The organism is Bifidobacterium asteroides (assembly GCF_009683175.1).
Taxonomy (GTDB): Bacteria; Actinomycetota; Actinomycetes; order Actinomycetales; family Bifidobacteriaceae; genus Bombiscardovia; species Bombiscardovia asteroides_H.
Map to the genome: position 1 here is coordinate 93,268 of NZ_WKKW01000005.1, position 12,884 is coordinate 106,151.

Here is a 12,884-nt window from a genome sequence, read left to right on the forward strand (position 1 = left end):
ACGCTGACCGCTGGCATCATTCTGGCCGCAGGCGAGGGCACTCGCATGCGCTCTGCTCATCCCAAGGTTCTGCACACCCTGGCCGGCAAGACCTTCCTGCAGAGGGTCATGACTTCGGTGACTGCGCTCAATCCCGAGCTCACGGCTGTGGTGGTTCATCATCAGGCCGACCTGGTGGCGCAGGCTGCACGCTCCTATGATTCCCAGGTGCGCATCGTGCGTCAGGACAGCCGACCGGGAACGGGGCGTGCGGTCCAGTGCGCCGTGGACCAGCTGGATGGGGAGCTTCGGCACGACGGCCAGGTGCTGATCGTCGCCTCGGACATGCCCCTGCTGGGCGCGGACACGCTGCGTAGCCTGCTCGACTACCATGTCAGCTCCGGCGACGGAGCCACGGTGTTGACCGTCAATCTGGACGACCCCACCGGATACGGCCGCATCATCCGTGACCAGGATGGACGGGTCCTGCGCATCGTCGAACAGCGGGACGCCACCGGCACCGAGCTGGCCGTCAAGGAGGTCAACACCTCCGTTTACGTCTTCGAGGCAGACCTGCTCCGACAGGCGGTCCGCGGTCTGGATGACAGCAACGCCCAGGGCGAGTTCTATCTGACCGATGCCCTGGAGACAGCCCGCCGCCTGGGCAGGGTCGGGGCCTTCGCTGCCCCTGATCCACTCAAGGTCGAAGGCGTCAACGATAGGATCCAGCTGGCCGATCTGGCCAAGGCCCATAATCTGCGGGTCTGCCGGGAGTTCATGCGCCAGGGGGTGACCATCCTGGACCCGTCCACCACCTGGATCGAGGACGATGTGGTCATCCAGCAGGATGCCGTCATTCTGCCCGGATGCTTCCTGCAGGGTCATACCGAGATCGCCTCGGATGCGGTCATCGGCCCCTATACCACCTTGATTGATGCCATCGTCGAGCCGCAGGCCAAGGTGGAGCGTTCCCGCGTGCAGGAGACCCGGATCGGAGCCAGGGCCAACATCGGCCCATGGACCTATCTGAGGGCCGGCAACGTCCTTGCCGAGGACACCAAGGCCGGGGCCTTCGTGGAGATGAAGAAGGCCACCATCGACCACGGGACCAAGGTGCCTCATCTTTCCTATGTTGGGGATGCCCACATAGGCCACGACAGCAACGTGGGAGGCGGGTCCATCACGGCCAACTATGACGGCGTGCACAAGAATCGCACCGAGATCGGATCGGAAGTGCACGTGGGCGCAGGGAACCTCTTCGTAGCTCCCGTCCAGGTGGGCGACGGAGTTACAACCGGGGCCGGATCGGTCATCCGCCATCCGGTCGAGGATGGGGCCATGGTCTATTCCACCAACGACCAGCACCAGGTTCCGGATTGGAAACCCGCCTGGGAGCGGTAACCTGACAGCATCTGCTTGACAACAAGGAAAGGCGTGACAAGTGCCAGCATTGCAGGAATCCATCGACGCGGTCCGGGTGGCCGCTCGGGCCGCCAATGATGTCAAGGCCATGGACATCGTGGCTTTCGACGTCTCACAGCCCATCGCCATCACCGACATCTTCATGGTGGCCACCGGCAGCAATGAACGTCAAGTCCTGGCCATCGCCGAGGAGGTGGAGAAGCAGCTCCACCTGCAGAAGAATCTGGATCCGCGCTCGCGGGAGGGCGTCCAGGAGGCCCAGTGGGTTCTGCTTGACTACGGTGATTTCGTCGTTCATATCATGCACAAGCAGGCCCGTGCCTACTACGACCTGGAACGGCTTTGGAAGGACTGTCCGCAGGTGGACCTGCAGCTGGAGCACCCCTTTACCCTTGCCGATGATGACCCGGATGGCCGGGTGCCTTCCAAGGCGGATGACCTGAATGGGGATGATCTGCGCAGCCGTTTCGCTGACCCTCAGGAAAGCCATGACTGATTCGGATACCGCCGCCGGGGATGGACGGCATGTGCGCTCCTTGACCGTGGTCCGTCATGGGCAGACCTCATACAATGCCGGGCACAGGATGCAGGGCCAGGTCGACATTCCCCTCAACAGCGTAGGCCGCTGGCAGGTGGAGAGGACCGCCGAGGAACTTCGGGCTGAGTATGTGGATGGCGCCCCTCAAGACCGTCATCTGCTGGTGGTCTCCTCTGACCTGGGTCGGGCTGCCGCCACCGCCCACGCCTTCGCCGACCCCTTGGGTCAGACGGTCCATCTTGATCCCGGGCTGCGTGAACGTGGCTTCGGCGAGTGGGAGGGAGCCAGCGCCGAGGAGGTTCGTCAACGCTGGCCCGAGGATTACGAATCCTGGTCCAGGGGCGCCGGGGGAGAGTTGCGCCACGGTGCTGAGACCAAGCCTCAGGTGGGCAAACGAGGCCTGGAAACCCTGAACCGGTGGATCCATCGGGCTGGTCCGGACACGGATCTCATGGTCTTCTCCCATGGTTCCTTTATCGCTGAGGCCCTTCAGGCTCTACTGGGCATGGCCGACGCATATCCCGAATACCTGGGCCTGGTCACCATGCGCAACGCCCACTGGGCCCGATTGATGCCAAGAGACCTGCCGGATGGCGGTCTACGCTGGTCCATGATCGACTACAATCGCGGTCCGGCCATCGCCATGCGGGGGGACTGGGACAATCCCCGGGGGCTGGTCCAGACCGACTGAGGCTCATGGGCGGTCGGCATGCCATCACAGTATCGCCATGACGACCAGCTACCATAAGAGCGCAGCCACCAGCCATAGGATCAAAAGGGGTCGGAGTGAAGCAGTTCTTTCATGACATTTCCTGGGCGCAGATCATCGCCGGCGCTCTTGCAGCCATGACCTCCTTCTGGCTGGCCGCCAAGATCGGCGTGGCTGGATCCATCATCGGCGTTGCCATCGGTTCCATTGTCTCTGCCGTGGCCTCGCAGATTTACAAGAATGTTCTGGAAGCCTCTGGCCAGAAGCTGCAGGAGTCCGTGGTCGGCACTGCCGACCATGACGATGACGACTCCAAAACTGATTCGGACGCCGATGGACAGACCACGACCTTGCCGGTTCAGGGCAAGGTTCGTTCTGACGATTCCAGCGAGCCCGCCGACGGGTCCACCCAGGTCATGGTCCCGGTGGATGGTTCCACGCAGGTCATGCCTCCCGTCGGTGACGAAAAGTCGGCATCCAAGACCGGCAGGACCGTTTCGTCCAGCAATGGTCCACGGACCCATGCGGCCTCCATCGCGGCAATCAGCAAGAAGAAGCTGGATCAGCGCCGCCGCAACGTCATCATCGTCTCCGTGGTCAGCGCCCTGGTGGCCGTACTGCTGTCCGCCCTGGCCATCAATGCCCTGACCAAGGGCGAAGGCACCGACAAGGTGGTTCGTAACGTGGTCAGCCCACCGACCAGCCAGGTGGTAACCCCCAGCCAGGAGGAGGAGACCCCCTCCAAGCCCGCGCGGCGCACCGAGGAGCCTGAATATCAGGCGACTCCCGGTGCCCCTCAGAACCAGCCCTCCGGGTCGAATCAGAACCAAGGCAGCGAACAGGGATCCGGATCCGGGCAGGGTCAGCAGCAGGGAGGGAACCCCTCGAGCTCGCCTTCACCGTCTGCCGACGCGACAGGCTCCACGCCCAGTCCCTCCAGCACGACTCCTACGCCACAATCGTCCCCGACGAGCACAACCAGCCCATCTCCCCATAACTGACCTGCCGTCCGGCGCGGCACACCCATCCCACCATGTAATGTGACTAGGGTCACTTTCGGGCGGTCCAAGAGGCCCGTTCCTAAGGATTTGGTCCCGAAGGCGGGATCAGCAATGAGAAAGGTGTGTATATGCGCAAGGTTCTGTGCTCTCCAGGCTCCTATGTCCAGCAGGAGGGCGCCATGGGAAAGCTGGCTGGAGAATACGCGGCTCTGGGTACCAAGGGCGCCCATCTGATCGTCGATCCGGTCATCGACGGGCTCTACCACGACGACATCGTCGCCTCCTTTGAGCACGATGGGATCCCCTACGAACTGATGAAATTCGGCGGCGAGTGCTCCATGGAGGAGATTGACCGTCATCGTGCCCATCTGGGTGACAGCGATGTGGTGGTCGGTATCGGCGGTGGCAAGACCTTGGATACAGCCAAGGCCGTGGCCCATTTCGCCCACCTGCCGGTCATGATCGTGCCCACGGCAGCCTCCTCGGACGCGCCCTGCTCAAGGCTGTCCGTACTCTACACGCCTGAGGGTGTCTTCGATCGTTACCTGCCCCTGCCTGCCAACCCGAATGTGGTCCTGATGGATACCGACGTGATTGCCAAGGCTCCGCTTCGGTCACTGGTGGCCGGCCTGGGCGATGCTTTCGCCACCTATTATGAGGCGGCGGCCTGCGTGCAGTCGAACGCGGTGACCATGACCGGGGGACACGCCACCATGGCCGCCTTCGCCCTGGCCCGTCTCTGCCGCGACACCCTGCTGGAGGATGGCGTCAAGGCCGTGGCCTCCGTCAAGGCCGGTGTGCGCACAGCCGCTCTGGAGAAGATCATCGAGGCCAACACCCTGCTGAGTGGTCTGGGCTTCGAGAGCTCCGGCCTGGCTGCAGCCCATGCCATTCATGACGGAATGACCGCCCTGGAGGGTACCCATTCCATGCTGCACGGCGAGAAGGTGGCCTTCGGCACCCTGGCCCAGCTGGTTCTTGAGGATCGGCCTTTGGAGGAGACCCGTAGGGTCTACGACTTCTTCCGCAGCGTGGGTCTGCCCACCTCTCTGGAGCAGATCGGCATCGGTCAGGCCAGCGATGAGGACTTGCTCAAGGTCGGCGAGCACGCCTGCGGTCCTGACGAAACCATGGGTAACATGCCCTTCGAGGTGACCCCCACCGACGTGGCTCACGCTCTGCGTGCTGCCGATCAGCTCGGCAAGCAGCTCTGAGTTCTCTTGCTCTGATTCCTTTGTAAAGGCCAGGCGGCCGCCGGTATGACGTCGGCGGCCGCCTGTATTTTGACTGGTTTTGCGCTGGTCACCTTTGCAGGGAGGCGGCAGCCTTTCGTATGGCTTCCTCTTCAGGGCATGTGGCTGGACCTGGCTGTGTAGTGGAAAGGGCCCCTGCGCAGTTGGCCAGTGTCAGTGCCTCTTCGATGGGCAGGCCTTGGAATATGCCCGCACAGAGGACGCCCGAGTGTGCATCGCCGGCACCGTTGGTGTCTATGGCCTGGACCTGTGGGGTGGGAATGTACTTGATTTGCCTCGCATCCTTGGGCTGGCAGTACCAGGCACCACGGGCGCCGGTCCTGAGAACCACCGGACTGTCCAATCTCAGCGAAAGCGAGCGGCAGAGGGATTCCAGCTCGGTTGTGTCGCCGGCTTCGGGTTGGCACCCCAGACGTTGCGCTAGGATTGGTCCCTCGCGTTCATTCAGAGACCAGATCGGATGCAATCCGTTGACCGTATCAAGCACATCCAGTGCAATATCGGCCACCATGGGTCCCAGGTCGAAGAGCACAGGGAATCCTTCGCCTTGGTGTAAGTGTGCGAACCCGACCAGGCTTCGGGTGTTGTCCTTGTGGCAGAAGGAATACCCGCTCAGGTAGATCATATCGCCGGCAACCAAGTCCATGCTTTCGTAGGTTCCCTCCGGCACGCGGGTCTCTGCGCCCCTTGTCGATACGAAGGTGCGTTCCCCCGAGGGCTCGATCATGGCCACTGAATAGCCGGTATCACAGTCGTCCAGCACAGGCCCTTGGGCGGGAACCTGAAGGGCGGCAAGGGCTCCACGGGCCATATCCGCCATCGGACCTGTGCCAATCGCCCCCATATAGGCTATCGGTGCCCCCATCTGCCTGGCTGCGTGGATCACGTTGTATCCGCCGCCGACCTTTATGGCGCTCCGTCTGGCGAATATGTCCCCGCCACGTTCCGGAAGGTGGTCGATGTCCATGCTCAGGTCAATCACCACCTGACCCAGATGGAGGATCCTTGGCTCAGTCATTGCCGCTGCCCCTCACCGCCACGGAATCCCTGGAGAGGAGGTGCAAAATGGCGTAGAGGATTCCTCCCAGGAGAAGGGATACCAGCCACGCCAGGCCGTTCCTTCCCAGGAAGCTGCCGGCCAGCGGTCCTGAGAACCAGACCTCGTTCTTGGAGACCTGGGCCGTCACGAACAGGAAGCCGACGACTATCCCCACCAGCCAGCTGATCATGGCCGGGAGGTTGACTCCGTGCCAGTACCAGTAGGGGGAATCGGCTTGAAGGTTCAGAAGGCCGTCCGAATCATAACGCTTGCGGAAGATCATATCTGACAGGAAAATGCCTGCCCAGGTGCTCAGCGGCACTGCCAAGAGGGAGATGAAGGTGACGAAGGGGCCGTAGAACCCGTCGGAACCCAGCGTGAAGTAGAGGGCTCCGCAGGTGGTCACCACCACATCGACGACGACCGCATAGACGCGGGGGATTCTGATGCCCAGGGTGATGGTGGTCAGGCCGGCCGAATATACGGAAAGGTTGTTCGACATGAGCAGTCCGGCGAATGCGGCAATTAGATAGGGGATCGAGACCCATGCAGGTAGGGCGCTTCGAACCGCGGCGACCGGATCAGCGGCGGAGGCAATGGTGGAGTTGCCTGCTGTCAGGACCGATCCCAGGCCGATGACCACAACTAAGGGGATGCCGGCGCCTGCCGCTGCGGTCAGGATCAGAGAGCCGGATTTCACCGAGGTCTTCTGGTAGCGGGCCATGTCTGCACCGGAGTTGACCCAGCCAATGCCAGTTCCTGCGGCTATGGTGCCCACGCCGATCAGAAAGGCGCTGGCTGAGCCGGGAGCATTGCCAATGAAGGAGGACCAGTCGACGGTCGTCGCCAGATAGATGGCCACCAGGAGGGTGAGGGCGCCGAATATCCAAGTGGCCCACTTCTGCACGGTCAGAATGAAGGCGTGACCAGCGGCCGAGACCACCACGGTCAGGGCCACAAAGAGGGCAATGCAGACGAAGGTCAGGAAGGGAGAGCGCTTGGCATCGGCTGAAGTACCGAAGATGATGGCGACCAGGGATAGCAGTGCAAAAGCGCCGGTCATCGTGTTCACCGTCTCCCAGCCCAGTCTGGACAGAAGGGCAACCAGGGTGGGGCCTGCATTGCCTCTGACGCCGAAAATGGCCCTGGACAGGGTCAGCGTGGGGGCACCGCCTCTTCTGCCGGCTATGGAGATGATGCCGACCAGGGCGAAGGATCCGAAGGCCCCGATGGTCGTGGCGAGCACGGCCTGCCAGAGGTTGAGGCCCTGGGCGATCAGTGTAGCTCCCAGAGGGATTCCCAGGATCGAGATGTTGGCGGCGAACCAGACCCAGAAGAGCTGACCGGGCGACCCGTTCCTCTGGTCCTCGGGCACAGGCTCGATGCCCCTTTGCTCAACCCTGGAGAGGATGGTGCCCTCTTTTGGTGCAGTTGACATGGATTGTCTCCTTTGACTCACGATGTACTGGATGTAGCGAGGATTGCCTGGACTCTATATTTTCGTATTCCCGGCTGATTCAGTCTTATCAGTTTTACGCTTTACTGCCTTAGGGCAATCAGGCCTCGGGCTGTCTGCTGCAGGTCGAGGTGGGATACCGAAGCCACCTGGGAGCAGAGTGCAGAGTCGAAGACCTCGGGGCCGGTGCACGCGCCGGTCATTGCTCCGGTCATTGCGGCGATGGTGTCCGTATCACCACCAAGGTTGACCGCAGTGAACAGAGCCGATTGGGGATCGTCGGCAAACCTCCAGGTCAGGGCGAAGGCGGCTGCCACGGACTCATTGGACTCGACCGAGGTTCCGCAGTCTTCAATGAGGTGGCGTTCGAAATCGTCCTCATCGCTGAATTCCTCAGACAGTCGTATTGCCTGGCGGGCACGTGCGGGGACCGACGCCTTGGGAGTCCAGGCCCCGGGGGTCTCTATGGCTGGCACCAGGCGTAGGGATTCATTCAGTGCCTGGCGAACGGTCATTCCCTCAACTCCCAGACTGACTGTCGTAGCGATCAGCGCGGCACTTTGAAAGCCTGCGACCGTGTCGTGGGTGACCTGGCAGGACTCGTAGATGCGATTGGCGAGCCTCCTGGTGTCCTTGGGCCTGTTGGCTATCCCTACCGGGGTGACTCGCATGGCGGCCCCGTTGGTGGTGCCGGTCCTTCCCGTGGTCATGATGTCTGCGCCCTGGCGAACCTGTTCCAGGGCCAGCTTGGTGGAGGGCCCGAGCAAGTCCAGCGATCCGCGCGACTTCATATCGTCCTCCCAGGCCAGAAGGCGCTTGGCGAATTCCTTTGGATCGATGTGTCCCTTGCCATCGATGATTAGTTCCGCCACGATCAGCGCCTGCTCGGTGTCATCGGTCACAGCCCCCGCAGGCATACCGGGAGCTATCGGCTGATCCGCAATGGCATCACGAAGGGTGTCGACTCTGCCGTAGGCCTCATGGATGGCTGCTGGACTCATGCTCTGCGTGGGCATGCCCAGCGCGTCCCCCAAGGACAGCCCGGTAAGCGCGCCAAGTGCGCCCTTTTCAGTTCTGGTCATTGTTGTGTAGGCCTCCGGAGTCGTTGCGATGAGCCCATGATCTGTTTGCAGATAGACTGCGACATTTTTAATCAGAATAATTGTAAGGCCCTTGGAGGTTTGTCGGCACAAAGGTTGTGGCAGGCATGATTCACAATGAAGAATGGGAGTCTGAGCGAGCTCTACCCTGTTAGGTGGGAGATAAAAACAATGCTGGTTAGTCGAGGTTAAAGTTTTGATCGAGGTGTGGGTTCTATAGATTGCCGACAGTGATTGGCGAAGATTATCCCTTGATGCCGTAACGGAGTTTGTCAGGGTGTCCTACTCTGGGCTTCGGCATGGGTCAGCATCCGGATATGAAAAAGAATCCCGAGGTGACCTCGGGATTCCATCTGTGGAGCTAGGGGGATTCGAACCCCCGACCTTCTCCATGCCATGGAGACGCGCTACCAGCTGCGCCATAGCCCCGTGCTTGCCTTGCTTGGTGAAGCCTTGCTTATAGTACACCGAGATTGGCGAATGGAGCAACTCAGTGTGTTGCCCCGGAATTGCAGGGATTGTGAGCTAATTGATGGATTTTATCCTCGAATGGTCTTGAGTCATTCCCGAGCTTGCAAGTGCGCTAGCATGATGAACAAGGGGCGACCAAGGGGGTCGGCAGCAACGGAAAGGCGGCGGACCATGACCGGCAAAAGCGATGTCGAAGTACGGGCTGAAAAGCGGAACGGGAACCATCCTGGGGACCAGCTCATCATCAACTGCCTGCCCTTGGACCAGAGCGAACGACAGGAATTCCTCCAGGCGGCTCCAGGCGTTCATCAGGAGTTCATTGTCGACACGGACATGCGGCAGAGCATGCATTGGCTCATCGATGTCCCTCAATCCCTCCGATCGGAGGCCACGATCATTTTGGGTAATCCGCCGGCCGAGCAGGTGGTTGCCTGCCGTAACCTGGTCTGGCTGCAGACCAGCAGCGCGGGTGTGGATGCCTACCTGAAACCGGGGGTTCTGCCCAAGGATGCCATGCTGACCAGCGCCTCCGGCGCCTACGGGCAGTCGGTCTCCGAGCACATGTTTGCCATGATGTGGGCCCTGATGAAGGACCTTCCTGGTTACCGGGACAATCAACGCATGGGCCGTTGGGAACCTCGCGGGGCTGTCCTTTCACCGCGCGGTTGCCAGATCCTGGTCTTGGGCACGGGGGATATCGGAGCCTCCTTCGCCCGTCTGGCCAAGGCTGTAGGCGCTCGGACCATCGGTATCAGGCGGCATCCCGACCAGCCGGTGGAGGGGTTCGACCGTCTGGCTGGTTTTGACGATCTGGATGCCCTGCTGCCTGAGATGGATGTAGTGGCTCTGGCCCTGCCTTCAACGCCGCAGACCAGACATATCATCGACGGCCATCGTCTTGCATTGATGAAGTCCACCGCCGTGCTGATCAACGCGGGCAGGGGAGATGCGGTGGACTGCATGGCTCTGGCCCAAGCCCTGGATAAGGATGGCATTTTCGGTGCAGGGCTGGATGTGACCGAACCGGAACCTCTGCCTGAAAACCACCCACTCTGGAGGCAACCACGCTGCCTGCTCACCCCGCATGTAGCCGGGGGAGCCTACCTGCCCTCCAACATGGACAAGGTTCGGGAAATCTGCCTGGATAACCTTCATCGATTCATGGATGGCAGGCCCCTGCGCAACCGGATGAGGTGACCACTGTGCCTACAGAGCGAAACCGCAGCGGCCGCCGTCATCGGCGGACAATGGTTCTGCGGTGGGCGGCTGTCCTGCTGGCGCTCGCATTGATTGTGGCGGGCTCCTTGGCCCTGGCTGGCAGGCTGGTGGGCATCGGGCCTGCTCGCCATTCAGACAATCAAAACTCCTCCGCAAACGGCCCCAGGACCGCTTCTCACGGCCCGCCCGGGTATTCTCCAGAGCAGACCGCGGCCCATTCGCCTCTGACCTCGCCTGTGGACTACAACCATGACGGCGTGGATGACTACACGGCCATGGTACGTGGAGCCCATCAGGAGGCCCGCCGCCATCCTCATTATGACAGTGGCTACTACCAGGGCGGCTATCCTCCCGATGATCGCGGCGCCTGCACCGACGAGATCTGGAGGGCCTTCCGGCAGGCCGGCTACGACTTGAAAGCCATGGTCGACGCCGACATCGCCTCGTCTCCTGGGGCCTACGCCGGAGTGATCAACAGCCCGGATCCGAACATCGACTTCAGGCGGACCAACGTCCTCGGTGTATTCCTGTCCCGGCATGCCCAGCGTCTGACCAACGACACTGCGGCCACCGACCAGTGGCAGCAGGGCGACATCGTCATCTTCGACACCTCCTGGCACATCGGCATGGCCTCCGATAGAAGGGACAGCCGGGGCATTCCCCTGCTTCTGCACAACATGGGCCAGCGCGACAGGGAGAACGACTACCTGGGCTCGTCGGGCCACCGTCCCATCACCGGTCATTTTCGCTTCGACGCTTCCAAAATCCAACCCGCCGTCCTGCGGCCATGGCGGGGATGACCGGGGACTACCCTGCGGAATTGAACACGGCGACAACTGGTTATCTGCTACTATCGGTTCGGCCAGAAACGTCGGCCAGGTTTGAGCACGAGAGGCGGTGATGGCGATGATGAGAGTATTCAGCACCATGAACGGGCAGATCGAGCAGATCGGCAAGGCTTCCAAGGGCTCATGGATATGCTTATCGGCGCCCACCGATGTCGAGCTGGCCAACGTTTCGCAGACCACGGGCATAGACCTGGCTGACCTGCGTGCCCCCCTGGACGATGAGGAGCGCTCGCGTGTGGACGTGGAGGACGAGTACACCATGGTCATCGTCGACATTCCCCGGGCCGAGGAGCGCGACGGCCGGGACTACTACGAGACCATCCCCCTGTCCATCATCGTCACCGAGGATCTGATCGTCACCGTCTGCATGCAGGACACCGTCCTGCTCCACCCCTTCATGGAGGGCACCATCCGGGGTTTCAACACCTTCATGAAGTCCCGCTTCATCCTGCAGATCCTCTACCGCAACGCCACCCTCTACCTGCGATACCTGCGCATCATCGACCGCGAGTCGGACCGGCTGGAGCTCAAGCTGCGCCACTCCATGCAGAACCGAGAGATCCTCATGCTGCTGGAGCTCAACAAGACCTTGGTCTATTTCGCCACCAGCCTCAAGTCCAACGAGATCGTCCTCGAGAAGCTGACCGGCCTGGAGCGGATCAAGCGCTACCCGGACGATGAGGACCTTCTGGGCGATGTGATCACGGAGAACAAGCAGGCCATCGAGATGGCCAACATCTACTCAAGCGTGCTTTCGAACATGACCGACGCCTTCGCATCCATCGTCTCCAACAACGTCAACAACGTCATGAGAATCTTCACCATCATCTCCATCAGCCTGTCGGTGCCTACGCTGATCTTCTCCATGTATGGCATGAACTTCAACCAGGGTATGTTCGGTATGCCCTTTACCGACAAGCCCTGGGGTTTTGCGGTCGTGGTGATTCTTTCGGGCCTGGTGACCGCCTTGGTAACCTGGTTCCTGACACGTTCGAAAATGTTCAAGTAGGGATCGATCATGTTTGCACGCAGGATTGCGGCGGCTCTGATGGCACTGGTTCTGGCGGTGCCCCTGAGCGGGTGCGGATCTCAGGAGGATTCCTACCGTGCGGGTTCCATCGGGCCCAAGATCAGCGTGGGCATCTCTTTCGACCAGCCCGGGCTTGGATTCGCCCAGTCCGGTCAGTACCGGGGACTGGATGTGGACGTGGCCCAGTATGTGGTCCACGAGCTTGGATACGCCGAGTCGCAGATCGTTTTCCGCCAGGTGAAGCCTGCGAACCGCGAGCGCATGCTCGAACAGGGCCAGGTGGACATGGTTGTGGCCGGCTACTCCATCACCCAGGAGCGGCAGAAGCTGGTGGATTTCGCCGGGCCCTATCTGGCTACCGGACAGGATTTGCTGGTTCGCCGCACCCAGAACGACATCGCCGGAGTGAAGGATCTGGCCCAAAAACGGGTCTGCGTGGCAGCGGGATCCACCTCCGGAGCACTGGTGCGCTCGCTAGCCCCACAGGCTCAGGTCCAGGAGCGGGACGAGTTTCCCGAGTGCATCACGGCCCTGCTCAGCGGGGATACGGATGCCGCCAGCGGCGATGACTTCGCCCTGGCTGGACTGGCTCATGTTCGCGGCGGTGGCCAGTTGCGCCTGGTCGGCAACCCCTTCTCCCATGAGCGGTATGGCATAGGCGTGCCCCGCGGGGATCCGGAGCTGGTGGGCGTCATCGACCAGGCCCTGAAGAGGATGATGCGGGACGGATCCTTCAAGGCCGCCCTGGGCCGGGCTTCCCGCTCAATCGGCTTCTCCATCGATGCCGCCGCCCGCACCCTGCACCCCGGCGACCACTGAG

Annotated in this window: 12 protein-coding genes and 1 tRNA gene; 9 read left to right on the forward strand and 4 right to left on the reverse strand. The window is 61.6% G+C overall.

All coding sequences use genetic code 11. The annotated features are described in order from the left end of the window. Window positions 1-3 precede the first annotated feature (3 nt). The 5 genes from glmU to GKC41_RS07475 all read left to right on the forward strand — a co-directional run bounded on the left by glmU (window position 4) and on the right by GKC41_RS07475 (window position 4,863). Window positions 4-1,380 carry a bifunctional UDP-N-acetylglucosamine diphosphorylase/glucosamine-1-phosphate N-acetyltransferase GlmU gene (gene glmU, locus GKC41_RS07455; protein WP_267872861.1) on the forward strand — a complete coding sequence of 459 codons (1,377 nt, stop codon included), beginning with the start codon at window positions 4-6 and terminating at the stop codon, window positions 1,378-1,380. Between the two features lie 40 nt (window positions 1,381-1,420). Further along, on the forward strand, window positions 1,421-1,897 hold the full coding sequence (gene rsfS / locus GKC41_RS07460; protein WP_324612098.1) for a ribosome silencing factor: 477 nt from the start codon (window positions 1,421-1,423) through the stop codon (window positions 1,895-1,897). Continuing rightward, window positions 1,890-2,630, forward strand: coding sequence for a histidine phosphatase family protein (locus GKC41_RS07465; protein ID WP_154313632.1), 741 nt, complete (start codon window positions 1,890-1,892; stop codon window positions 2,628-2,630). Before rsfS ends, GKC41_RS07465 begins: the two co-directional genes overlap by 8 nt. A 95-nt stretch (window positions 2,631-2,725) precedes the next feature. Continuing rightward, window positions 2,726-3,649 carry a hypothetical protein gene (locus GKC41_RS07470; RefSeq protein WP_154313633.1) on the forward strand — a complete coding sequence of 308 codons (924 nt, stop codon included), beginning with the start codon at window positions 2,726-2,728 and terminating at the stop codon, window positions 3,647-3,649. Between the two features lie 128 nt (window positions 3,650-3,777). Continuing rightward, window positions 3,778-4,863: a glycerol dehydrogenase gene (locus tag GKC41_RS07475; protein ID WP_154313634.1), complete on the forward strand. Its 1,086-nt coding sequence runs from the start codon at window positions 3,778-3,780 to the stop codon at window positions 4,861-4,863. Between the two features lie 88 nt (window positions 4,864-4,951). Here GKC41_RS07475 and GKC41_RS07480 read toward each other — a convergent pair whose 3' ends face one another. The 4 genes from GKC41_RS07480 to GKC41_RS07495 form a co-directional block, all read right to left on the reverse strand. Beyond that, a complete protein-coding gene (locus GKC41_RS07480) occupies window positions 4,952-5,920 on the reverse strand; it encodes a PfkB family carbohydrate kinase (protein WP_154313635.1) in 969 nt (322 codons plus the stop codon). Then, a complete protein-coding gene (locus tag GKC41_RS07485; RefSeq protein WP_154313636.1) occupies window positions 5,913-7,379 on the reverse strand; it encodes a purine-cytosine permease family protein in 1,467 nt (488 codons plus the stop codon). Before GKC41_RS07485 ends, GKC41_RS07480 begins: the two co-directional genes overlap by 8 nt. A gap of 101 nt (window positions 7,380-7,480) precedes the next feature. After that, complete coding sequence (locus GKC41_RS07490; RefSeq protein WP_154313637.1) at window positions 7,481-8,479, reverse strand: ADP-ribosylglycohydrolase family protein; 999 nt, start codon at window positions 8,477-8,479, stop codon at window positions 7,481-7,483. 374 nt (window positions 8,480-8,853) lie between these two features. After that, window positions 8,854-8,926: transfer RNA gene (locus GKC41_RS07495), tRNA-Ala, on the reverse strand. A 213-nt stretch (window positions 8,927-9,139) separates the two neighbouring features. Between GKC41_RS07495 and GKC41_RS07500 the strand changes: the two genes are divergently transcribed. The 4 genes from GKC41_RS07500 (at window position 9,140) to GKC41_RS07515 (ending at window position 12,883) form a co-directional block, all read left to right on the forward strand. Continuing rightward, window positions 9,140-10,165 carry a D-2-hydroxyacid dehydrogenase gene (locus GKC41_RS07500; protein WP_154313638.1) on the forward strand — a complete coding sequence of 342 codons (1,026 nt, stop codon included), beginning with the start codon at window positions 9,140-9,142 and terminating at the stop codon, window positions 10,163-10,165. A gap of 5 nt (window positions 10,166-10,170) precedes the next feature. Beyond that, window positions 10,171-10,986, forward strand: a complete 816-nt coding sequence (locus GKC41_RS07505) for a DUF1287 domain-containing protein (protein WP_324612100.1) — start codon at window positions 10,171-10,173, stop codon at window positions 10,984-10,986. Between the two features lie 106 nt (window positions 10,987-11,092). Continuing rightward, window positions 11,093-12,043, forward strand: coding sequence for a magnesium transporter CorA family protein (locus tag GKC41_RS07510; protein ID WP_029678922.1), 951 nt, complete (start codon window positions 11,093-11,095; stop codon window positions 12,041-12,043). A gap of 9 nt (window positions 12,044-12,052) precedes the next feature. Further along, a complete protein-coding gene (locus GKC41_RS07515) occupies window positions 12,053-12,883 on the forward strand; it encodes a glutamate ABC transporter substrate-binding protein (RefSeq protein ID WP_154313639.1) in 831 nt (276 codons plus the stop codon). Window position 12,884 lies beyond the last annotated feature (1 nt).